Source organism: Streptomyces sp. NPDC006544 (genome assembly GCF_040611715.1).
Classification (GTDB): Bacteria; Actinomycetota; Actinomycetes; order Streptomycetales; family Streptomycetaceae; genus Streptomyces.
The window spans coordinates 16,136-36,151 of the sequence record NZ_JBEXOV010000021.1 but is presented as its reverse complement, the minus strand read 5'-3'; the positions used below and the strand labels follow the sequence as shown (position 1 = coordinate 36,151).

23 protein-coding genes are annotated in these 20,016 nt (G+C 70.9%); 10 read left to right on the top strand and 13 right to left on the bottom strand.

Annotation, left to right across the window (positions count from 1 at the left end; translation table 11 throughout):
• Positions 1 to 75: 75 nt before the first annotated feature.
• Genes ABZY44_RS12910 through ABZY44_RS12895 form a run of 4 tightly spaced genes read right to left on the bottom strand, consistent with a single transcriptional unit; the run spans position 76 to position 1,978 of the window.
• Positions 76 to 324 carry a gas vesicle protein GvpG gene (locus ABZY44_RS12910; protein WP_356652913.1) on the bottom strand — a complete coding sequence of 83 codons (249 nt, stop codon included), beginning with the start codon at positions 322 to 324 and terminating at the stop codon, positions 76 to 78.
• A gap of 57 nt (positions 325 to 381) precedes the next feature.
• Positions 382 to 1,101, bottom strand: a complete 720-nt coding sequence (locus tag ABZY44_RS12905) for a GvpL/GvpF family gas vesicle protein (protein WP_356652911.1) — start codon at positions 1,099 to 1,101, stop codon at positions 382 to 384.
• Positions 1,102 to 1,104: 3 nt separating this feature from the next.
• Complete coding sequence (gene gvpJ, locus ABZY44_RS12900; protein ID WP_356652909.1) at positions 1,105 to 1,575, bottom strand: gas vesicle protein GvpJ; 471 nt, start codon at positions 1,573 to 1,575, stop codon at positions 1,105 to 1,107.
• Positions 1,576 to 1,603: 28 nt separating this feature from the next.
• On the bottom strand, positions 1,604 to 1,978 hold the full coding sequence (locus tag ABZY44_RS12895; protein ID WP_356652907.1) for a gas vesicle protein: 375 nt from the start codon (positions 1,976 to 1,978) through the stop codon (positions 1,604 to 1,606).
• A gap of 218 nt (positions 1,979 to 2,196) precedes the next feature.
• Between ABZY44_RS12895 and ABZY44_RS12890 the strand changes: the two genes are divergently transcribed.
• Both ABZY44_RS12890 and ABZY44_RS12885 read left to right on the top strand, forming a co-directional pair.
• Positions 2,197 to 3,282 (top strand): histone protein, encoded by a 1,086-nt coding sequence (locus ABZY44_RS12890; RefSeq protein WP_356652905.1) that lies wholly within the window; start codon positions 2,197 to 2,199, stop codon positions 3,280 to 3,282.
• Between the two features lie 3 nt (positions 3,283 to 3,285).
• Positions 3,286 to 4,422, top strand: coding sequence for an SRPBCC family protein (locus ABZY44_RS12885; protein WP_356652903.1), 1,137 nt, complete (start codon positions 3,286 to 3,288; stop codon positions 4,420 to 4,422).
• A gap of 93 nt (positions 4,423 to 4,515) precedes the next feature.
• On the opposite strand, the gene ABZY44_RS12880 is transcribed toward ABZY44_RS12885, so the two are convergent.
• The 6 genes from ABZY44_RS12880 to ABZY44_RS12855 form a co-directional block, all read right to left on the bottom strand.
• Positions 4,516 to 4,689 (bottom strand): CsbD family protein, encoded by a 174-nt coding sequence (locus ABZY44_RS12880; protein ID WP_356652901.1) that lies wholly within the window; start codon positions 4,687 to 4,689, stop codon positions 4,516 to 4,518.
• A 119-nt stretch (positions 4,690 to 4,808) separates the two neighbouring features.
• On the bottom strand, positions 4,809 to 5,414 hold the full coding sequence (locus ABZY44_RS12875; protein ID WP_356652899.1) for an alkaline shock response membrane anchor protein AmaP: 606 nt from the start codon (positions 5,412 to 5,414) through the stop codon (positions 4,809 to 4,811).
• A gap of 68 nt (positions 5,415 to 5,482) precedes the next feature.
• The gene (locus ABZY44_RS12870; RefSeq protein WP_356652897.1) at positions 5,483 to 6,136 is read right to left on the bottom strand and encodes a DUF6286 domain-containing protein; all 654 of its coding nucleotides are present in this window, start codon (positions 6,134 to 6,136) and stop codon (positions 5,483 to 5,485) included.
• Positions 6,137 to 6,171: 35 nt separating this feature from the next.
• A complete protein-coding gene (locus ABZY44_RS12865; RefSeq protein ID WP_356652895.1) occupies positions 6,172 to 6,573 on the bottom strand; it encodes an Asp23/Gls24 family envelope stress response protein in 402 nt (133 codons plus the stop codon).
• Positions 6,570 to 6,749, bottom strand: coding sequence for a hypothetical protein (locus ABZY44_RS12860; RefSeq protein ID WP_356652893.1), 180 nt, complete (start codon positions 6,747 to 6,749; stop codon positions 6,570 to 6,572). The genes ABZY44_RS12865 and ABZY44_RS12860 overlap by 4 nt, the downstream gene beginning before the upstream one ends.
• 79 nt (positions 6,750 to 6,828) lie before the next feature.
• Complete coding sequence (locus ABZY44_RS12855; protein WP_356652891.1) at positions 6,829 to 7,308, bottom strand: Asp23/Gls24 family envelope stress response protein; 480 nt, start codon at positions 7,306 to 7,308, stop codon at positions 6,829 to 6,831.
• Between the two features lie 164 nt (positions 7,309 to 7,472).
• Between ABZY44_RS12855 and ABZY44_RS12850 the strand changes: the two genes are divergently transcribed.
• The 4 genes from ABZY44_RS12850 to ABZY44_RS12835 all read left to right on the top strand — a co-directional run bounded on the left by ABZY44_RS12850 (position 7,473) and on the right by ABZY44_RS12835 (position 9,737).
• A complete protein-coding gene (locus ABZY44_RS12850; protein WP_356652889.1) occupies positions 7,473 to 8,120 on the top strand; it encodes a sigma-70 family RNA polymerase sigma factor in 648 nt (215 codons plus the stop codon).
• Complete coding sequence (locus tag ABZY44_RS12845; RefSeq protein WP_356652887.1) at positions 8,111 to 8,791, top strand: hypothetical protein; 681 nt, start codon at positions 8,111 to 8,113, stop codon at positions 8,789 to 8,791. Before ABZY44_RS12850 ends, ABZY44_RS12845 begins: the two co-directional genes overlap by 10 nt.
• On the top strand, positions 8,788 to 9,141 hold the full coding sequence (locus ABZY44_RS12840) for a hypothetical protein (protein WP_356652885.1): 354 nt from the start codon (positions 8,788 to 8,790) through the stop codon (positions 9,139 to 9,141). The genes ABZY44_RS12845 and ABZY44_RS12840 overlap by 4 nt, the downstream gene beginning before the upstream one ends.
• A 164-nt stretch (positions 9,142 to 9,305) precedes the next feature.
• The gene (locus ABZY44_RS12835; protein ID WP_356652883.1) at positions 9,306 to 9,737 is read left to right on the top strand and encodes a hypothetical protein; all 432 of its coding nucleotides are present in this window, start codon (positions 9,306 to 9,308) and stop codon (positions 9,735 to 9,737) included.
• A gap of 72 nt (positions 9,738 to 9,809) precedes the next feature.
• On the opposite strand, the gene ABZY44_RS12830 is transcribed toward ABZY44_RS12835, so the two are convergent.
• On the bottom strand, positions 9,810 to 10,748 hold the full coding sequence (locus ABZY44_RS12830; RefSeq protein ID WP_356652881.1) for a glycoside hydrolase family 16 protein: 939 nt from the start codon (positions 10,746 to 10,748) through the stop codon (positions 9,810 to 9,812).
• Positions 10,749 to 11,111: 363 nt separating this feature from the next.
• Between ABZY44_RS12830 and ABZY44_RS12825 the strand changes: the two genes are divergently transcribed.
• The 3 genes from ABZY44_RS12825 to ABZY44_RS12815 all read left to right on the top strand — a co-directional run bounded on the left by ABZY44_RS12825 (position 11,112) and on the right by ABZY44_RS12815 (position 15,023).
• Positions 11,112 to 11,558 (top strand): hypothetical protein, encoded by a 447-nt coding sequence (locus tag ABZY44_RS12825; RefSeq protein WP_356652879.1) that lies wholly within the window; start codon positions 11,112 to 11,114, stop codon positions 11,556 to 11,558.
• 106 nt (positions 11,559 to 11,664) lie between these two features.
• Positions 11,665 to 13,740, top strand: a complete 2,076-nt coding sequence (locus ABZY44_RS12820; protein WP_356653005.1) for a bifunctional polysaccharide deacetylase/glycosyltransferase family 2 protein — start codon at positions 11,665 to 11,667, stop codon at positions 13,738 to 13,740.
• 2 nt (positions 13,741 to 13,742) lie between these two features.
• A complete protein-coding gene (locus ABZY44_RS12815) occupies positions 13,743 to 15,023 on the top strand; it encodes an acyltransferase (protein ID WP_356652877.1) in 1,281 nt (426 codons plus the stop codon).
• A gap of 28 nt (positions 15,024 to 15,051) precedes the next feature.
• On the opposite strand, the gene ABZY44_RS12810 is transcribed toward ABZY44_RS12815, so the two are convergent.
• Positions 15,052 to 16,683: an ADP-ribosyltransferase domain-containing protein gene (locus ABZY44_RS12810; protein ID WP_356652875.1), complete on the bottom strand. Its 1,632-nt coding sequence runs from the start codon at positions 16,681 to 16,683 to the stop codon at positions 15,052 to 15,054.
• Between the two features lie 76 nt (positions 16,684 to 16,759).
• On the bottom strand, positions 16,760 to 17,437 hold the full coding sequence (locus ABZY44_RS12805) for a macro domain-containing protein (protein ID WP_356652873.1): 678 nt from the start codon (positions 17,435 to 17,437) through the stop codon (positions 16,760 to 16,762).
• An 849-nt stretch (positions 17,438 to 18,286) separates the two neighbouring features.
• Between ABZY44_RS12805 and ABZY44_RS12800 the strand changes: the two genes are divergently transcribed.
• Positions 18,287 to 19,858: a serine/threonine-protein kinase gene (locus tag ABZY44_RS12800; RefSeq protein ID WP_356653003.1), complete on the top strand. Its 1,572-nt coding sequence runs from the start codon at positions 18,287 to 18,289 to the stop codon at positions 19,856 to 19,858.
• The last annotated feature ends 158 nt before the right edge of the window (positions 19,859 to 20,016 follow it).

Sequence of the window (20,016 nt, the reverse complement as noted above, 5' to 3'; positions counted from 1 at the left end):
CGGGGCGGCTCGGGACGGGAAGGATCCGAGTCGGCCGGGTAGTGGCTCAGACACGATGACGACCTCGCTTCCCCGTCAGGACACTTGCCGCCGGAACTCTGCGATCTCTGTGAGCCGGTCGATCAGCTCGTCCTCCCGGAGGTCGAATGCGTCCTGGTCGATCTCGCCCCTCAGCAGGCGCTGCTCCAGGTCGGCGAGCTCGCGCCACACCGGCGCCGGGTCGTAGTACTCGTCCTCGGCCTTGTCCGCGACGCGCTGGGCCGCCCACAGGACGGCCCGCACCGGCGCGACGGGAAGGGTGAGCAGCTGTGTCAACAGTCCCATGTCCGTGTCCTCCTTCCCGGCTTCCGGGCCCGGGTTCCGGGTCCCGGTGTCACGGGCTCACTGGACGAAGCTGTACGGGGGCAACGGGCCGGTGAGCCGGAAATCGACGCCGCCCTCGATCTGCCGGGCGAGCCCGGCCTGCGCCGCCAGCAGGTCTTCGACGCGGTCCTGGGCCACCAGCAGCGACAGATTCAGGAAGTCGGGGCTGGAGGGCGGATGGCTGGCGTGCTCGCGACCGTAGGGAATCAGCGCCTGCACGAGTCCCGCCGCCAACGCATCCTGGCGTTCCCGCACTTCGCGAGCGATCAGTTCTCCCAGCGCGAGGGGCAGCTGCGGGTCCGGCGCGCCGGCCCGGATCTGCTCGTTGAGTGCCGCGGCCTCGGGTGAATCCCGAAGGATCTGGCGCAGCAGCTCGTCCTCGTCCGCCTGGGTCGCCCGCACGTGGTATTCGGCGCAGCCGTCGAGTCGCGCGAGGTTGGCCGTGTAGCTCTCGGCGTTGTCTTCCAGGGCCTGCTGGACGGCCTGATCGTCGGAGGCGAAGTAGCCGAACTGCAACGGCAGGATCACGGCGTCGGCCATGAGTGACTGCAGCACCTCTTGATGCGCCTGGAGGTCCCTGCGCTTCGGCCGGACTTCTTCGGAGATGTCGCTGACCACCGCGCACAGGGGTCCGGCGGTCACCGTACGCACGGGTGAGGGGTCGGAACCCACGCCGGTCAGGCCGTCAAGGCGGTGGGGATGGTCCTTGCCGGTGATCGCGTACACGTAGAGCGCCATCGCCTACTCCTTCTCCCGGCGGACCGGGCGCCGGGCGGGACGCCGCTTCCTGGGGGCGGCTTCCTCTTCGACCTCTTCTTCCTCCTCCGGTTCGTCCCGCTTCGCGGTGCGGCCGGTGAGGGTATCGGTCACGGCGTCGACTGCCCCGCCGAGCGCGCCCTTGGACTTGCCGCGGGCGCCGCCCTCCATCATCGTTCCGACGACCTCCGGGAGCTGGGCGGGAGCCTTCCGGCCCGCTTCCAGATCGAGGCGGTTGCACGCTTCGGCGAACCGCAGGTAGGTGTCGACGCTGGCCACCACGATGCGGGCGTCGATCTTGATGAGTTCGATTCCCACCACCGAGATGCGGACGAAGACGTCGATGACCAGACCGCGGTCGAGGATGAGCTCCAACACGTCATAGAGGCTGCTGCTACCGCCTGGGCTGCTTCCGCCCCTGCTTACGCTGCTGCCGCTCTGCGGCACCATGGTCATGACGTCTCCTTCCCCGGGCGGCCCGTCCTCAGGTCGGCCGGTCGATCATGCCTCGGCTGTACCGGCGGGTCCGTTCGTAGGAGACCAGCTGCCCTTCGGAGTCCAGGGCGACCTTGTAGCTGGCCATCACGCTGGTCGTGTCGGGGATGCGTTCCAGTTCCACCACTTCCACCTGCGCCTCCCAGCCGTCCTCGGTCGGCTTGAGCGACGAGACGGAGTCAGGGGGCCTTCCGAGCAGTTGGGCCAGTTGCCCTGCTGCGGAACGCATCGCCGCGGACGCGTCGGGAGCACCGGTACGCCGTTTGGCAGCAGCACGGCGGGCGGGCGGCCGCTCCCGTTCCTCGGCGTCCTCGGCCGGGCGGGGGCGGACTCTCCTCGGACGTGTCGGCTCTGCTGCGGCCATGTGGTCACTCCACTGGGGGAACACCGCTCACTGAAACTACAATCATCATATAGGGACATATGTCTCGCATTGGGGGTAGGCGGTGTACTGACCGCCTGAGTGGGGCCGTTCTTCCGGCTGCCGACGCAGAACGCCAGCCGGCGCAGTCCGCAGGCCCGGAGGGCATTCCCGGGCGGCGACGTAGAGCCCGCAAGCGCCCTGGTGAAGGGATACAGCTCATGCAGGACACAACCAAGATCACGCTCGCGGCGGCCGTGGCCGGGGGCTATGTGCTCGGACGTGCCAAGAAGGGCCGTCTCGCATTCACGGTAGCCACGTACCTCGCCGGCCGCCGCTTCGGCCTCGAGCCGGGTCAGCTCATGGCGCAGGGCCTCGGCAAGCTCAAGGAGATGCCCCAGTTCGCCGAAATCAGCGACCAGCTGCGGGGCGAGGCCCTGGACGCGGGCAAGAAGGCACTGGGAGCCGCGGCGGACCGCAAGCTCGGCGAACTCGCCGACACGCTGCACCACCGGACCCTCGAACTGAGCGGCGCGGGCCGCGCGAGGGAGGACGAGGAAGAGCCCTACGAGGACGAGGACGAGTACGAAGCCGAGGAAGAGGGCGAGGAAGAGGGCGAGGAGGAGGACGAGGAAGAGGGCGAGGGCGAGGACGAGGAGGGCTACGCGGAGCCGGAGGCCGAAGCCGAAGAGGACGAGGAAGAGGACGAGGAAGAGGAAGAGGAAGAGCCGGAGGAGGAGGAAGAGGAGCCGGAGGAGGAAGAGGGGGAGGAGGAAGCGGAAGAAGCGTACGAGCCGGAGGACGAGGAGGAAGAAGAGCCTCAGGAAGAACCCCCGCCCCGCAGGCGCGCTCGGCCGTCGACCCGCACCCGTGCGGGCTCCGAAGCTCCCGCCCGTCCGGCCACGAGGCGACCGCGCGCCTCCAGGCCCGCTGCGCCCGCCAAGAAGGCGGCGGCGAAGAGGGCCACGGCGAAGAAGGGATCGGCGGAGAGGGGCTCAGCGGACAAGGCCCCACCGCGATCCGCGCCCGCCAAGAAGTCCGCCCCGTCCAAGGCGGCGGCGAAGAAGGCGCCGGCGAAGAAGGCCGCGACGCGCGCTCCCGCACGTAAGGCCGCGTCGGCCAAGAAGTCCGCCCCGTCCAAGGCGGCGGCGAAGAAGGCGCCGGCGAAGAAGGCCGCGACGCGCGCTCCCGCACGTAAGGCGACGCCGGCCAAGAAGACCGCGGCGCGCGCTCCCGCACGTAAGACGGCGGCCAGGAAGACGACGGCGAAGAAGACGCCGGGCCGCAAGCCGTCCACGCGGAGGTAGGTCATGGCACAGTCAGAACGCGCCAGCGCGCAAGAACAGAAGTCGGGGCTCGACCAGCTGCTCGGGGAGCTGACCTCTTTCCTGGGAGCCCAGGCCGGGCAGCTCGCGGACAAGGCGTCGGACAAGCTGGGGGAAGTGACCGATCAGCTCCAGGACGTGGCGTCCGGCAACGGCAACCTCTCCGATGTCGCCGGTATCGGGGGGCGGATGCTGCAAGGCGACTCGCCCGTGAAGGCGATGATGGGCCAGGGCTTCAGCGGTCTCAAGGACAAGGTGACCGATGCCGCCTCCGAGGTCTTCGGCAAGGGCAAGAAGGGCCGTAAGAGCGGCGGCAAGGTCATGAACATCGTCGAGTTCATCGACGTCGGCCTGCCGCTTCGTACCGTGTACGACCACTGGACGCAGTACGAGGACTTCAGCGGCTTCGCCAAGGGTGTTCGCGACGTCTCGCGCAACGATGACACCACCAGCGACTGGAAGGTCAAGGTCGGGCCTTCGACGCGCGGATGGAAGGCCACCGTGCAGGAGCAGGTACCCGACGAGCGGATCGTATGGACCTCCGACGGCGCCAAGGGAACCACCCGCGGCTGCGTCAGCTTCCACGAGCTCGCTCCGTCACTGACCCGCATCGTCCTGGTCGTGGAGTACTACCCCTCCGGATTCTTCGAGAAGACCGGCAACCTGTGGCGCGCTCAGGGCCGTCGCCTGCGCCTGGACCTCAAGCACTTCCTCCGGCACGTGTCCCTGTCCACCGACGAGCCGGAAGGCTGGCGCGGTGAGATTCGGGACGGCGAGGTGGTCCGCACACACGAAGAGGCCCTGGAACAGGAGGGCGAAGAGGGCGACGAGGGCGAGGAGGGCGACGAGGAATACGAAGACACGGGTGAGGCGGAAGGCGAGTACGAAGAAGACGGAGAGGGTGACGAGTCCGACGAGGAGGGAGAGCCCGAGGAGGAGTCCGAGGAGGAAGAGGAGGAGCCCGAAGGGGGTTACGCCGACGGCGAGGAAGACTACGCGGACGAAGAGGTCCCGGAAGAGGATGACGAGAACGACGAGGGCGTCGAAGACGACGAGGGCGAAGAGGACGACGAGGCCGAGGCCGAGGAATCGAGCCGCCCGCGCCGCCGGCGCCGCCAGTAGGGACTCGTTCGTCGAGAGGGGCCGATGCCGAGAGGGGCCGACGTGGACGTCGGCCCCTCTCGACGGTCTTCCGCGGGGATCCCGCAGTGGGGGTCAATGCTTCAGCGTGTCCTTGGCCTTCTGGACGGTCTGCTTTGCGTCGCCCGCCATCTGCTCGCGGGCCCCCTTCGTTTCCAGGCTTTCGTTGCCGACGACGCGCCCGGTGGTTTCCTTCATCTTGCCTTTGGTCTTCTTGGCCGCGTTCTTGGCCTTCTTGCCTGCCGCCATTTCCTTCACCTCCCACGCCACTGCGTGGCACGGTCCGTGCGCAAGCCTCCCTCATCGAATGGTCTACCCATAAGAGGCAGGTTTACCTGGGGTCTGCGAGACGCGGTCGGGAGGGTGACTCAGTCGGCGCGGTGGGCCTTGTGGGGGGTCGCCCGGAGCAGCACCGTCGCTGGGAGCCCGGCCCGGCCGGTGGATCGGCGGGCGCGCTCCAGCGGGCCGTCTCCCAGCGCCCGGAGGATCGGGCCGGGCTCGCCGTCGGGGGTGAGGGTGAGGTCGAGATGGGCTTGGGGATGCTTGACCGAGCCGTCCATCCGGGCCCGGGCCTTGTGGACGCCGGGCTGCTGTAGGGCGTCGGCGGCCAGAGCGTCGCTGAGGACGCGCTCGCGCAGTTCCACACCCTCCACGGCGGGGGGACCCCCCACGGGTATGTGGCCGGGGTGCGTGCGGCGCAGTTGCGCCAGCAGCCACCACAGGGCGAGCAGCACGACGACGGCCAGAACGGCGATGACGGTGGGCCCCCACCATCCTTCGTCCGTCCAGCGGGTGCGGTCGACGTCGGAGAGCAGGACGGCCTCGGGAGTACTCAGGCGCCAGCCGTCGGGAGGAGTCACCTGCCAGCGCCGGTACAGGTCGAAGCCGCCCGCCAGGATCATGACGCCTGCGCCGAGCAGGACGATGCCTGCCAGGGCCAGGAGGACTCGGTTGAGCGCGGATTGCCTCTTCATGGGATCCGTCTCCTGTCTTTCGCTGCTCGGCTGTCTTTCACTGCTCGGCCGTGCTCATTCGGAGAGGGTCACTTCCGGCCCGTGCGTACCCGGACGGCGAGCCCAGGCGGGCGGGCGAGGGCCAGCCGGTCGATTTCCTCCCGCAGGGCGACCAGGAGATCGGCCTTGACGTCGGCGGGGGGCCGGAAGCGCACGTCCGCCCGTGCCCGGGTCCGGTGCCGGGAGACCCGGATCTTGGCCGCACTCACCCCGGGGACGCGCATGGCGGCATCCCGCAGACGGAGTTCCGCGGCGTCGCGGTCCAGCACGCCGCGCATCCGCGCGTCGGGGGACGTGAGGGGCAGCTGGTGACGCAGGCCGGGGGTGAGGGCCAGGACGACCAGCCAGAGGCCGAGGAGGGCCATGACGGCCGCGCCGACCCGTATCCAGGTGTCATCCAGCGGGCGGGTGGCCAGTTCGTCGGCCAGGTCCGTGCGCCAGGCCGCGGCGGCCCGGCCCGTACGGGCCCTGACGACGTCGAACAGGAAGATCCCGGCCACAGCCCCGATGACCAGGGCGGTCAGTGCGGCCGGTGTACGGCGGGCGGACCACGGGCGCCCGACGGACGGCCGTGGACCGGCCGAGGGCTGCTGCGCCGGCTGCCCCGCCGCCGTGGGGGAGGCGGCCTCGTTCGTCGTGCCGGCCTGCTCCGTCTCGGCCGGGGAGTCTTCGTCCCGTTTCATACCGGCTCTCCTTCCCGGTGTGCCTGCGGGCCGGTTCACTGCACGCGTCGGCCCTCGAGGCCGCCGGAGGGAACCAGGTGCTCGATGGCGAGGGTGACTTCGGTGACGCGCATCCCGGTCAAATGGGCGACCCGCTCGCTGACGTACTCCTGCACCTGGCGGGAGGCACGGGCGAGGTCGATCGGGTAGGGCAGGTCCAGAGTCAGTGCCAGACGGGCCGTGCCGCTCCCGATGGTGACCGAGGCGTTCGGAGCGCCCAGCTTCGTGTGAACGGCCGAGGTGTCCGGGTGCGCCGCCAGGGCCTCCCGCGCGGCGCGGGCCGCGATGCGGGCCACCACCTTGACCGGGATCACCGTGGCGCCGCGCTCCGCGGCCGGCAGGACCGGCCGGGTGGCTGTCGCTCCGCCGGGGGAGGCAGCGGCAGGCTGCGAGGTCACTGCCGGTTCCGGGAGCGCGTGAGGTCGGAGAGGTCGAGGTCACCCTGCAGCATGCGGCCGATGATCAGGCCCACCAGGCCCAGGAAGGCCACGAGCAGGAACGCCCAGAAGCCGCCGAAGAATGCGGCGAAGCCCAGGGCCATGCCGGCGAGCAGGCCCGTCGTTGCTGCGCTCATGTCACTCACCTTGATTTCACGTCGATCGCTTCTCGGCCCGACGGCGGGACGCCGTGGGCTGGGAGGGGTCCGGGAGGGGTCACCGCACGCGGCCCTCGCCCTCGTCGGCGTCCTCCTCGTCGGGCAGGTGGACGTCGTCGACGGTGATGTTCACTTCGACGACTTCCAGGCCCGTCATGCGTTCCACGGCCGTGATGACGCTGGTGCGGACGTCGGCGGCGATGTCCACGATGGCAACGCCGTACTCCACGACCACGTCGAGATCGACGGCGGCCTGCCGCTCGCCCACCTCGACCTTCACGCCGCGACTCACGTTGGTCCGCCCGCCGGGGACCTTGTCCGTCACCGCGCCGAGCGTGCGGGCCATGCCCGAGCCGAGGCTGTGGATGCCCGGCACCTCGCGGGTGGCCATTCCCACGATCTTTTCGACGACGCTGTCGGCGATGGTCGTCCGGCCCCGCGTCTCGGGGTCCGTCCCGGCGCCGGTGTGGCCCGTGAGGGCCTTGCCCGCGGGGCGCGGGCCGCTCCCGCCCGCGACGGGGTTGATGGTGTCCGACATGAGGACCTCCCCAGGGTGTCCGTTCGGGCGCCGGTGCGGTGCCCACGTGCTTTAGACACACCGCGGCGGAATTCCTCACCGGGCTCGTGTGACGCACGCCGCATACCATCGAGGAGTGCGTACGCAGGCCGCGACGACCGTCTCCGGCAGAAAGCGAGCGGCGGATGCGCAATCGGACCAGACCCGCCCCGCCCCCGTACGGCGCAGCCCTCCCGCTGCGGCCGGCGCCGCGGCCGATCCCCGATGTCGCCACGGACCGGTACACGGCCGGCCACCTGGACGACGGTGTCCTTGCGGTACGGGCTTCCGAGGGGGACGAAGAAGCCTTCGCCATCCTGGTCCGGCGGCACGGAAGCCGTCTGCTCGCCCTCGCCCAGCGCCTGCTCGGCAACCGGGCGGACGCCGAGGACGCCGTCCAGGACTCCTTCCTCAGCGCCTGGAGACGGCTGCCGGAATTCCACCACGGCGCGTCGTTCGGCACCTGGATGTACCGCATCGTCACGAACCGCTGCCTCAACACGCTGCGTCAGCGGCCCCGCCCCTTGCCCCTGGACGTCGTCCCCGAACCCGCTGCCGCGGACGCGGGCAGCTCACCGCCCCGCGTGGCCGAGTCCGACGCGACGGCAGCCGCGCTGGCGCGAGCGCTCTTGGAACTGCGCCCCGATTTGCGCGTGTGCTGGGTCCTGCGGGAGCTCCACGGCCTGCACTACGAAGAGATCGCCCATGTGGTGGGCAGCAGCGAACAGGCGGTGCGCGGCAGACTCTTCCGCGCACGACGCGCTCTGATGGAGGCGATGCGCCCATGGCGCTAGACGACCCGCACCCCACCTTCCACCACGAGCCCGGCACCGTGGGCACCAGGAGGGCCGAGGCGGCGCCGGCCCCTGACGCCGAGCTGCCGGCCGCCGCGGAGCTGCTGCCCTGCGGTCGCTCCCTCGGCCACGCCTGGGACCAGGTCCGCGACCCCGCCCGTGCGCCGGACCCGCACGGCGTCGGCTGCCCGTACTGCCGGGAGGCCGTCCGAGGGCTGGCAGCCCTGGAACGGGCCACTCGGGCTCTGCGCGCCGAGGACCAGCCCGACGGCCACAGCCTCGCCAACCGGGTCATCAACGCCGTCCGGGCCGAGGTGCGCCTGGGGGCCATGCTCTGGCTCGACGATCCCGAGCGCAGTCTGCGCATCGCCGAGAGCGCCGCCGCGAAAGTGCTGCGCCGGGCCGCCGACACCGTCCCCGGCGCCCGCGCTGCGAGCTGCCGCCTGACCCCGGTGCGCGACGGCCTGCCCGTCCACGTCGTCGCCCTCACGGTGGCGGCCGCGCTCGACCGGCCGTTGCGGGAGCGGGCCGAAAAGGTGCGCCAAGCCGTCTTCTACGCGGCCGAGCACTCCCTCGGTCTCACCGTCACGGCCGTCGACCTGGAAATCAACGCCGTGCTGGAACCCCTCCGTGGTCCGCGCGCCGAGCGGTTCGGGTGGAGCGAACGATGAGCGCCGCACCTCGCGAGTCCATCCAGGAGGCGGCAGCCGCAGCAGCCCTCGGGGCTTCCGGCGTGGCCGAGCTCCAGCCCGCGCTCGCCGACCGGCTGGCTCTCGCTGCCTCCCGCGCCACGACGCCGGGGACGACCCCGCACCGCGCGGCGGGCGCCATCCGCTGCGAGCACACCCCGCAAGGCGGATGGCACGTGGAGGTCCGCTGCGTCCTGCACGCCGACCGGCGCCTCGTCGACGTCGCCCGACAGGTTCGCGAGGACGTGCGGACGGCGGTCACCGCCTGCCTGACCCGGCGCGGCGCGACCGTTCCCGTCACCGTCCTGGTCACCGTCACCCGCACCGTGTGAACCGGCCGCTCGCACGGCCCGCGCCCGGTGACCTGCGCCCAGTGCCCGGCTCCCGGTGACCCGCTCCCAGTGCCCGGCTCCCAGTGACCCGCGCACCATGTCCCTGCCCGCCGCGGCGAGCGAGCGACACGGGCGACCCGCCGGGAGAGGCGGACAATGGGGTCATGGCAGACAACGCCGGGCCGATGGCCGAGGCGACGCTGTACGAGGCGCCGCACTACGCGGGGAACGCCGTCACGTTGCGGCCCGACACGGGCGACCAGGGCGGAGGGGCCGTCGCGTACGCGCTCGCCCACCTGGGCCTGAGCCGACTCGGATCTCTGCGGGCCCCGAGCTTGCCGGCCGACCCCGACGACCTGTTCAGGCAAGAACTGCGCTGGGTCACGACCGTCACCGTGTGGCGGTCCAGGCCGGACAGCTTCCGCGGCGAGCGGGGCAGGACCTGGCAGGACTACAGCGCCGACACCGCGGATCTGGGGGCCTGGGCCACGAAGGCCGCGTACGTCCGCGTCTGGGAGCACACGGCGGGCGGTCCGGCGGACGCGGGCCCCCTCCGGCACGACGGTGCGGGGATCACGATCGCGATCGTCGAGTGAGGGGCCCCGTCTTCGGGACGGGGGAGGCGTCCGCCGGACGGACCCCGGACCGGGCCGGAAACCGGACCTGAGTCAGGATTGCGGCAGGGTGTTGACGTAGTGGGTGCCGGCGCCGTAGAAGCCGTCCACCGTCTTCTGGACGTCGGCCTGGGTCAGGGCCTCATCGGCCTTGTAGTAGAACCAGTTGACCTTCATGTCCCATGCGCGCGGACCACCGGCGAAGGGGAGGTCGATGAACCAGTTGCTGAAGTGGACGTCCATCTTCTCGCGCGGGACGTACTTGCCGGAGCTCGTGAACACCTCCTTGCCGTCCAGGGAGTAAGTGACCTTCCCGTTCACGGCGGTGACCAGCAGGACGTGCCAGCCCTCGAGGTGTTGCTTGAGCGTGTGGCTGACCCGGTCCGGCGGATCGGCCTTGTACCAGGTGACGGTGTCGAGCCGCGGCCCCACCGAGCCCCAGCCGCCGTTCGGCAGGTACTCGTAGTCGAGTTCGCTGTAGTCGGGCGAGGAGTCCGAGGGGGAAATCGGGAAGAAGGTCTGGACGACGTGGTCGCCGTTGCGGCCGGTCGTGGGCTTGTCGCTGAAATGGACCCGGGCGGCGAAGGTCCCCGTGAAGAGGTTCTTGCCGGTGCTCTGCACCTCGACCTGCTGGGTGCCCTGCTTCGTGCCGTCGGTGGAGGAGTGCAGTTGCAGGACGCCGCCCCCCTGGGCGGTCGCGTCGGCGGGGAAGCCGACGCCGCCGGCGGACCAGGTGTCCTTGATCCCCGGGCCGCCCCCGCCCGTGCGGACCTCCCAGCCGTGGGCGGCGAGCGCGGGGTCGTCGGGGCCGCTGTAGTGGAAGGTGTCGAACAGGGTTCCCGGCGGTCCCGACGGGGTCGGCGACGCGCTCGGCGCGGGCGCGGCGGCATCGTCACCAGGGCCGCCTGAGCACGCGGCGAGTACGCACAGGAGGACGGGCAGGGTGAGCGCGGTCCACGCGCGGCGACGAGAGGTGCGGCGGGGCTGGCTCACACGGGCTCCTGGGGGCGTAGAGGCGGTGCCTGCACACGCCTTGCACGGGGATCGACGACTGGTCGGACGAGGGGGTCATCCTAGGGTGCCGCCTGACCTCCCCGAACGCCGAGGCGGCCTTCGCGCCCCCCGCGACCGTACCGGCGCGTCTACTGGCCGGTACTGCGGATCTGGGTCTCGATCCGATGAACAACATCTGCGCGGAACGCCTAAATCCAGACATCGGGGCCAGGTTGATTCAAGCCAATGCATTAGCGTACGCCGTGCTGCCCCCCGGTCTTCGTGCCGTGCACTGAAAGGCCTCGCAAGGTGCGCCCAGTCATCAATCCTCCCCGCCGCTCGGCACACCATGAGCCGCCCGAAATGCCCGAATCGGAATCGGACTTCGAGGAACCTGCTCCGGCCCCGGTGTTCGTCGACGAGTCGGGTCTGCGCGGGCGCCTGCTGCGAGGCTTCGGCTGGCCGGTTTCCGTGGTCGGCGCGATCCTGGCCGTCGCCATGGGCAGCAGCCTGATCGGTGTGCAGGCGGACGCCCCGGCGATGGGCGTACCCGCGCAGCCTTCGTGGCCGGCCGCCCCGTCGCCCGCGCCGCCGTCCTCGTCGTCCTCACCCCGGACGGCCGCGCGGTCCGCGGCGCCCCAGGCCAAGAACTCGGCCGCCGCGTCGAAGCCGGCGGCCGCGTCGAAGTCCGCAGCCGCCGCGTCGAAACCGGCGGCCGGTGCGTCGAAGCCGGCGACCACGACGTCGAAGCCCGCGACCACCACGCCGCGCGGGGCTACCCCTTCGGGCCAACCGGCCAAGCGCCGCTGAACTTCCGCACCACCCATCTCCAGGAGCGTCATTGTCCCGCCACCAGCGCCGCCGGCAGTCTCTGTCGAGGCCGCGCCGACTGGCCGCCCCGCCGCTGCGCTTCTTCATGCCGCTGTCACTGCTGGCCTGCCTGCTCGCGCTCCTCGTGCTGCGCGGCCTCGCGACCAACGAGGCGTTCCACGACTCCCGGATCGCGATCTCGGTCGACAAGGACACCGTGCCGCAGGACCTGCTCAAGGGCGGCCCGGTCATCGACGCGCGGGGCAGCAAGAACGCGCACCCCGTGAGCTATCACATCCCCGACCGCACCGTGGTGCTGAGCTTCGACGACGGTCCCTCGCCGGAGTGGACCCCGAAGATCCTCAAGGTGCTCGCGGACCGCGACATCCGGGCGGACTTCTTCGTGACCGGCGCGATGACCACGCGCAACCCGGAGCTGATCCGGCAGATCGTCGCGGGCGGCCACGAACTCGGCGTGCACACCTTCACCCACCCCGATCTCGTGTACCAGTCCCACGCCCGGATCAGCTGGGAGCTGGCGCAGACGCAGCTGGCGCTGGCCGGCGTCGCCGGTGTCCACAGCGCGCTGTTCCGGCCGCCCTACTCCTCCGACGCCTCCGCGATGGACGACTGGAACTACCCGGTGATCAAGTACGTGGGCGCGCGCGGCTACCTCACCGCGTTCATCGACCGCGACACCGACGACTGGAAGCGTCCCGGCGTCGAGGAGATCGTCAAGGCGGCGATGCCGTCCAAGCCCGGTGCGGGCGAGCTGATCCTGCTGCACGACGCGGGAGGCGACCGCACCCAGACCATCGCCGCGCTCGGGCAGATCATCGACAAGCTGCAGGCCCAGGGCTACCGCTTCACCACCATCTCCGAGGCCATGGGCGCCTCCAGCGCCACCGTGCCGGTGCACGGGTTCCAGCTGTGGGCGGGCAAGGGATTCATCTGGGCCACCCACGTCGCCGTACTCACCCTGCCGGTGCTGGTCTGGCTGCTGGCCCTCGTCGGCTTCCTCAACTTCGGCCGGTTCGCGCTGATGCTCGCTCTCGCACCGGTCCACGCCCGCCGCTCCAAGCGGCGGGACGCCTGGGGGGCGCCCGTCACCGAGCCCGTCACCGTACTGGTCCCGGCCTACAACGAGCGCGAGTGCATCGCCAACACCCTCAACTCCCTGGCCGCCTGCGACTACCCGATCGAGGCGATCGTCATCGACGACGGCTCCACGGACGGCACCGCGGACATCGTCGAGGAGATGGACCTGCCGTTCGTACGATTGATCCGCAAGGTCAACGGCGGCAAGTCCAGCGCGCTCAACACCGGCATCGCGGCCGCCTCGCACGACATCGTCGTGATGATGGACGGCGACACCGTCTTCGAACCGTCCACCGTCCGCGAGCTGGTCCAGCCCTTCGGCGACCCGGCGATGGGCGCGGTCGCGGGCAATGCCAAGGTGGGCAACCGCGACAGCCTGATCGGTGCCTGGCAGCACATCGAGTACGTCCTCGGGCACAATCTGGACCGCCGGATGTACGACGTGCTGGGCGTCATCCCGACCATCCCCGGCGCGGTCGGCGCCTTTCGCAAGGAGGCCCTGCAGCGCGTCGGCGGGATGAGTGACGACACCCTCGCCGAGGACACCGACATCACCATCGCGGTGCTCCGCGACGGCTGGCGGATCGTCTACGCCGAGCACGCCCGCGCCTGGACCGAGGCTCCCGCCAGCCTTCAGCAGCTCTGGTCCCAGCGGTACCGCTGGAGCTACGGCAGCATGCAGGCGATGTGGAAGCACCGCGGCGCCGTGACCTCCCGCGGCCCTGCCGGACGCTTCGGCCGGATCGGGCTGCCGCTCGTCGTGCTGTTCGGCGTGGTCGCCCCGATGCTGGCGCCGCTGGTCGACATGTTCCTGCTGTACGGCGTGCTGTTCGGCGACGCCCCGGTCACCCTCACCAGCTGGGGCGGCTTCATCCTGCTCCAGGGCGCACTGTCCTGGTACGCCTTCCGGCTCGACCGCGAGAAGCCCTGGCACCTGATCAGCCTTCCGATCCAGCAACTGGTCTACCGGCAGCTGATGTACATCGTCCTGTTGCAGTCCGCGATCACCGCGATGACCGGCGGCCGGCTGCGCTGGCAGAAGCTCCGGCGCACCGGCGAAGTCGCCGTACCCGTGGAGGCCTGACCGTGACCGCATCCATCGACCTCGGGCGCGGTCACGACACCGTCCAGCTGAGAATCCCCGCCGCGCTGCGCCAGGAGCAGGTGCCCGGGCGCGAGCCGGAACCGGAGCCGGAGCCGGGGGCACCGTCCGCGCGCAAGGGCGGCCGGGACCGCTATCTCGACCTGCTGCGCGCGCTGGCGCTGGTCCGCGTGGTGCTCTACCACAACTTCGGCTGGTTCTGGCTTCCCCTCGCCTTCCCGTCGATGGGCGTGATGTTCGCGCTGGCCGGCTCGCTGATGACCCGCTCGCTCAGCCGTCCCGCTCCCGGCGTGATCCGCGGCCGACTGCGCCGGCTGCTCCCGCCGATGTGGCTGTTCGGCGCCATCATGATCACCCTCCAGATCCTCGACGGCTGGGGCCCCGACTCCGAGGGCCACCCCACCTGGTGGTGGGCCAAGCTGGCGTTGTGGGTCCTCCCGCTGAGCACCCCGCCGTACGCGGACGAACTGCCCGGCTTCCACCACCATGTGGAACACACCTGGGCCGCGCAGATCACCGTCCCGCTCTGGTACCTCCGCGCCTATCTGTGGTACGTCCTGCTCTCGCCGCTGATGCTGCGGGCGCTGCGACGACTTCCGAAGGTGACGCTGGCCGCGCCCCTGGTGATGGTGATCGTCATGAACGCGTTCTTCGCCGACCAGGAGTTCATCTACAGCCGGGTCTGGGAGACCGCCAACGACTTCGCCACCTTCGGCGCCTGCTGGATCCTCGGCATGGCCCATCAGGAGGGGCTGCTCAAGAAGATCCCGCAGTACGTACTGCCGTCCATCGCGCCCCTGATCATGGTGGCCGGCCTCTGGTACCTGCAGACCCGGCCGGTCGATCCGAGCGAGGCCACCGACATCGAGTCCTGGCCGATCGCCCAGGCCCTGTGGTCCCTCGGCTTCGTCGCCGTCCTGCTGCACGTCAGCCCGTCCTGGGAGCGGTGGCCCAAGCCACTGGAACGCTGGAACGGACTGGTCAGTCTGCTCAACGGACGCGCGGTCAGCGTCTACCTGTGGCACGAGGCCGCGCTGGTGGTCGCCGTCCCGCTGATCGACCCCCTCTGGACCGTCCACTTCTTCTACGCGCACTTCCAGTGGCTGCTGGCCAGCCCCTGGTTCACCCTGCTGGTGGCCGTCCTGCTGCTCGGCCTGCTGGTGCTCGCCTTCGGGTGGGTCGAGGACGTGGCGGCCAAACGCTCGCCGCGCCTCTTCCCGTACCCGCGCCGCCAACGGGGCAGGCGCCGGGCCGCCGCCCTCTGACGGCCGGCCGAAGCGGCCCGGCGGGCGGTCAGGAGACCAGGGAGGTGGCATCCTCTTCGGTCAGCTTGACCGTGCACAGGCCGCCGCGCTCGGTCCTCACGTCCGTCACCTTGAACTGGGTGCCCGGCGCGAGGATGTATTCCTCCTCGCCGGTGAAGGCGGAGAAGCTCCGGATGCCCACCGCCCTGGCGGGCGTCACCTCGAAGAGCGTCCGCTTGCCGCGGCTCCCCAGGAAGGACCGGGCCACGCTCAGCTCGGAGGTGCACGAGGACACGCCCCACCAGGCCACCGTCTGCCCGAGCGGGTACTGCGCCCGCAGGTCCAGCGACACACCGCGCCAGAGCGGCCGGGTGTGGGCGGGCAGTGCCGAGACCGCCGAGAACAGCAGCCGCAGGTACGGGAGGTAGGGCACGACCTTGGTTCGGTCCGGGGAGCGCAGGACGGCGTTGATCTCGCGGTAGAAGGCGGACTCGCAGGTGTAGAGGTACAGCGCGGCGATGGCGTCGGCGGACACGCGGCCGGCCGTCCCGTCGTCGGAGGCCTCGTCCGCCCGGCGCTTGCCGAACTCGTGGGACCGGTCGATGTGCCGGCCGAGCCCGGACAGCACCTCGGCGACCGGGGCGACGGCGTTCCGGAAGTCCATCAGCGGTGTGTCGAACACGCCGGTGATCGCCGGGAGGACGAGGCCCTCGTCCTTGACGCTGGTGAGCCGCTCCAGGTACAGCTGGTGCAGTTCCATGGTCGACGCGATGAAGGCCCCCATGCGTGCCGCGACGTCCCCGTCCACGCTGCCGCCGCCCGCCGCCCCCTCGTTCCACCCCTTGCTGGGCAGCCAGTCGATCCCCTCGACGCCCAGCGACGCGAGGGCCGCGTTCACCGTGGCGAAGTGGTCGCCCTCGCAGAAGACGTCGCCCTGGGCGGCGGGGTTGACGTGGTCGATGTGCCGGACCTCGACGTCCGGGTACTTCTCCTGGAGTCGCAGGACCACCTTCTTCAGGCTGCGGGCGTGGGCCCCCCACCAGGCGAACACGACCCCGCGGTCCTCCTCGTCGGCGTCCTGCTTGGCCTTGAGGATCCCCTCGACGATCCCTTCGGCGACGGGCCGCCAGAAGGCGGTGTGCCGGTCGGTGCCCATCGCCCCGTCGCCGCTGGCCGTGAGCGAGGCGTTCAGCAGCAGCACGCCCTGCGCGAGCATCGCCTGGAACCACTCCGGGGGCTGGACCGTGTCCCGCTCCTCCAGCAGGGCGCGGACGTCGGCGATGGGCGTCTTCCTGGCGATGCCGTACTTCCACATCGCGGCCGCCTTGATGACGCAGCGCATGCTGACGACCCTGCCGAACTGGCTGTCCTTCCAGTCGTTGAAGGTGTTGTCGAACATGGCTATGCCGGTGGCGCTCTCCGGCCGCGGGTACGGATTCTGACCGAAGACCACGACCTTCCACTGGTGCGGCAGGTTCGGCTTGAGCGCCTGGAAGGTCAGCTCACGGACCGGGACGATCTCCGGGCCGCGGCCCGGACCGATGAACCGGGTGGCATCCGGCTGCGCCTCGATGACGGGCCGCAGCAGCGGAAGCCAGGGTTCACCGCCACCCTGGAAGAGTTCGGTGAGGGCCAGCGGGTCGTTCGCGTCGGGCTGGGCCGGCGTGGTGGCGTCACTCATGGGGGAAGGGCTCCCGGTCGTCGTACCTGAGGGATCGACAGGGCCGGTGGCGAGACGGCCGACGGCGTGGACGGGATCAGCGGCGAGAGGAATGCCCTTTGGGCGGCACGACGCGCACCCGCTCCGCGGCCGGCGCGTTCGCGATGCCGTCGAGCTGCGCCGTGATCGTGGCGCGCAGCTGGTCGTCGTCCTCGAACCGGTGCTCGTTGAAGAGCGTGTAGCCGGTCCACATCAAATTGGCGCAGACCCGGGCCGGCAACCGGCCGGTCTGCGCGCCCATCCCGACCAGCGCCACGGAGCGGATGCTGCCCGGCACCTGACGATTCCGGCGGTGGACGGCCTGGAACGCGGCGGCGCACGCCAGGGCCACGTTCAGCGTGTCCCTGACGTCCTGCGAGGACCGCACCATGGTCGGCGTCGATATGAGGTACCGGGGGACGGTCGCACCCGACGGGACGCAGACGGCGCTGCCCACCGGGAGGGTTCCGGCGAACCGGTCGCGGATGGCCCGCTGCACGCGCAGCTGGATGCCGGCTCCGAGGTGTCTTTTGATGACGGCGTCGACCCCGCCGTCCATGCGGCCCTGGGAGTTGGTCGGGGTGACCCAGGCGTCGACGTCCTCGTCGAGGATCGAGCCCTCGCGGATCTCGATGCCGGGAGTGTCCGCGAACGCCGCCCGCCAGGCCTCCACCACGCGCGTGTCGACATCGGTCAGTACTACCCGGAGCGCGGGCTGCTCACGGTTCTCGGTCATCGTCCACTCCTGTCGGGAAACGGCCCTTCCAACACCCCGACGCTATCGGCCACCACTGACAACGCCGCCGTGGCGAACGGTCGATGACGTGCCGTCATGGCCGCCGTCTCCAGGGGGGTGTGCCCGCTGGGTGGTCGACCGGCCCGCCGTCCGGCCGAGCCGGTTCGGCTCGGTGCGGCCCCCACCCGTGTCCGACACCGAGCATCGCGTGAGCGATCAGCGGGCGGCCTCGGCTGTCGAGGGTCAGTCGGTCGAGCAGGGAGAGGGCGTCGGCGCAGATCCAGCGCTGCGGGTGCGCCGGGGCCGCGACGGGTATGCGGTACAACCCGGGGCGATGGTGGTCTGGACGACGTAGACCTGTGTCCCGTCGGGAGTCACGGCGACCCCGTCGATGCCGCCGAGTCCCGAGGAGTACGGGGTGACGCGACCGTGTCTTCGAGAAGCCGACCCGAGTGGTGGCGGACGGTGGTCGGAGGGACATTGGAGAGGAAGAGCGAGCCCGTCCGGTCCGTGCGGACGTGATCTTTCGGGGATGCCGCTACTGGACGTACTCCCTGATCGCCGCAGTCCGTCGACCAGCACTCCGTACGCACCGAGCGCAGCGGGCCGCCCCGATACCGTGCCACGTCGTGGCCGGAGGGAGGCGGGGCGGCCGGGGGACGCGGTCGGTGTGGAGTACAGCAACGAGGGAGCATCGTGACCACGCCTGATGGTCCACATCCTGACGCTCGTGCCGAGCCGGAAGGTTCGGATCCCGCTCCGGTCCGCAAGGACACCGGAGACCGGGAGAGCCGGGAACGGATCCTTGCCGGACGCTATCTGCTGGTCGAGCTCATCGGCCGTGGCGGTATGGGTGCGGTCTGGCGGGCACGGGACCAGCTCCTCGGCCGCGAGGTGGCGGTGAAGGAGCTGAGCATCAGCGGCGTGAGTGACCGGGAGCGCAGCACGCTGCACTCCCGGATGAAGCAGGAGGCCCAAGCCGCGGCGCGGATCAAGCATCCCGGCGTCGTCGTCGTCCACGACGTGCTGGAGGAGGACGGCCGGCCCTGGATCGTCATGGAACTCGTCGACGGCGGCTCCCTGGCCGACGTCATCGCCACCGAGGGCACCCTGATGCCGCACGAGGCGGCCAGGGTGGGCATCCAGGTGGTGACCGCCCTGGAGCAGAGCCACCGGCTCGGAGTGCTGCACCGTGACGTCAAGCCGGCCAACGTGCTGCTGGAGCGCGGCGGGCGCGTGGTGCTCACCGACTTCGGCATCGCGCTCTTCGACGGCGGCAGTGGCCTCACCCGCACGGGCGACATCGTCGGTTCGCCCGACTTCATCTCCCCGGAGCAGGCCTCGGGCCATCGTCCCGGTCCCGCATCCGACCTCTGGGCGCTGGGCGCAACGCTGTACGCCGCCGTCGAGGGCAGGGCGCCGTTCGGTCGTTCCTCGACCCTGAGCACCTTGCAGGCGGTGGTGGCCGAGCCGCTGCCCGAGCCACGGAACGCGGGCCCGCTCGCGCCGGTGATCGAGGCACTGCTGCGCAAGGACCCGGACGACCGACCGACAGCTGATCAGACGCTTCGCATGCTCGAGGGGGTCGCGGCCGGTGAGCGGCACACCACCGGGATGCGGTACACGCCCACTCAGGTGGTGCCGCCGGCCCGGCCCGGGGGTTCGGAAGCGGCGGTGGTGAAGGACACGGGGAAGCGGAGCCGACGGGTAAGACTCCTGGTGGCCGGGGCGGGGCTGGCGCTGCTGATCATCGCGGGTGGCATCACGTTCGTCACGCTGAACACCGGTAGCCGGCACACCGGTGCGCAGCAGAGCTCCCCGCACATCGCCGCCACGCCGAGCGAAACCGCAGGAGCCACCGCCCCGAGCACGCTGTCCGCCAATCCGTGCCCCGGACAGGGCACGGCCGACCTGCCGGCCGGCTGGACGGAACTGAACGGCACCGTCATCAGTCCGGGCGTGGACCCCGGAGGTGTCTGCATCCGCTTCGGGGGCCTGTACTGGGGCGGCATCTACTTCGCGCAGGTTCCCGGACCCGACTACACGGTGACCGCGGAGGGCAGGCTGGCCTCGGGCGCCGGCAGACTGGCCTCAGGATCAGGCTGGGGGCTGGCAGCACGCACCACGGTCGTGGCGAACGGCACCGTCACAGGACACGGCATCCAGTACGACCCCAACGGCTACCGGGATGTGGACTACCCCAAGGATTCCGGACCCACGTACCTGGCGGCGACCGACAACGGATGGCACCGGCTCGCGGTCAGCGTGCGCGGCTCCCACTACGCCCTGACCGCCGACGGACAAGCCGTCGCACAAGGCACGCTGCCGCAACAGGCCGAAGAGCACGGGGGCGCTTTCGTCCGGGTCTGGTACGGCGCCACGATCGAACTGCGGAACCTCCGCATCACCCCGCAGGGTTGAGCCGCGTTCTGCCACCGCGGTGGGCCGCCGGGCCGGCGCGGGCGCCCATCGCGGCCATCTCGCCGCGCCACCGGGGCCCGCGCCCTGTGATCGCGAACAATTACACTCGGGCTCGTGGTGCTCCGGTGCGGGCGCCACGGTGGTGTCGGTGCGCGCAC

Coding starts and splice junctions, on each gene's coding strand:
- ABZY44_RS12910 (WP_356652913.1), bottom strand. CDS start 324: ATGGGACTGTTGACACAGCTGCTCACCCTTCCCGTCGCGCCGGTGCGG.
- ABZY44_RS12860 (WP_356652893.1), bottom strand. CDS start 6,749: ATGAGCGCAGCAACGACGGGCCTGCTCGCCGGCATGGCCCTGGGCTTC.
- ABZY44_RS12845 (WP_356652887.1), top strand. CDS start 8,111: ATGGCGCTAGACGACCCGCACCCCACCTTCCACCACGAGCCCGGCACC.
- ABZY44_RS12840 (WP_356652885.1), top strand. CDS start 8,788: ATGAGCGCCGCACCTCGCGAGTCCATCCAGGAGGCGGCAGCCGCAGCA.
- ABZY44_RS12825 (WP_356652879.1), top strand. CDS start 11,112: ATGCCCGAATCGGAATCGGACTTCGAGGAACCTGCTCCGGCCCCGGTG.
- ABZY44_RS12820 (WP_356653005.1), top strand. CDS start 11,665: ATGCCGCTGTCACTGCTGGCCTGCCTGCTCGCGCTCCTCGTGCTGCGC.
- ABZY44_RS12875 (WP_356652899.1), bottom strand. CDS start 5,414: ATGAAGAGGCAATCCGCGCTCAACCGAGTCCTCCTGGCCCTGGCAGGC.
- gvpJ (WP_356652909.1), bottom strand. CDS start 1,575: ATGACCATGGTGCCGCAGAGCGGCAGCAGCGTAAGCAGGGGCGGAAGC.
- ABZY44_RS12850 (WP_356652889.1), top strand. CDS start 7,473: ATGCGCAATCGGACCAGACCCGCCCCGCCCCCGTACGGCGCAGCCCTC.
- ABZY44_RS12810 (WP_356652875.1), bottom strand. CDS start 16,683: ATGAGTGACGCCACCACGCCGGCCCAGCCCGACGCGAACGACCCGCTG.
- ABZY44_RS12895 (WP_356652907.1), bottom strand. CDS start 1,978: ATGGCCGCAGCAGAGCCGACACGTCCGAGGAGAGTCCGCCCCCGCCCG.
- ABZY44_RS12905 (WP_356652911.1), bottom strand. CDS start 1,101: ATGGCGCTCTACGTGTACGCGATCACCGGCAAGGACCATCCCCACCGC.
- ABZY44_RS12805 (WP_356652873.1), bottom strand. CDS start 17,437: ATGACCGAGAACCGTGAGCAGCCCGCGCTCCGGGTAGTACTGACCGAT.
- ABZY44_RS12870 (WP_356652897.1), bottom strand. CDS start 6,136: ATGAAACGGGACGAAGACTCCCCGGCCGAGACGGAGCAGGCCGGCACG.
- ABZY44_RS12880 (WP_356652901.1), bottom strand. CDS start 4,689: ATGGCGGCAGGCAAGAAGGCCAAGAACGCGGCCAAGAAGACCAAAGGC.
- ABZY44_RS12800 (WP_356653003.1), top strand. CDS start 18,287: ATGGGTGCGGTCTGGCGGGCACGGGACCAGCTCCTCGGCCGCGAGGTG.
- ABZY44_RS12885 (WP_356652903.1), top strand. CDS start 3,286: ATGGCACAGTCAGAACGCGCCAGCGCGCAAGAACAGAAGTCGGGGCTC.
- ABZY44_RS12890 (WP_356652905.1), top strand. CDS start 2,197: ATGCAGGACACAACCAAGATCACGCTCGCGGCGGCCGTGGCCGGGGGC.
- ABZY44_RS12835 (WP_356652883.1), top strand. CDS start 9,306: ATGGCAGACAACGCCGGGCCGATGGCCGAGGCGACGCTGTACGAGGCG.
- ABZY44_RS12855 (WP_356652891.1), bottom strand. CDS start 7,308: ATGTCGGACACCATCAACCCCGTCGCGGGCGGGAGCGGCCCGCGCCCC.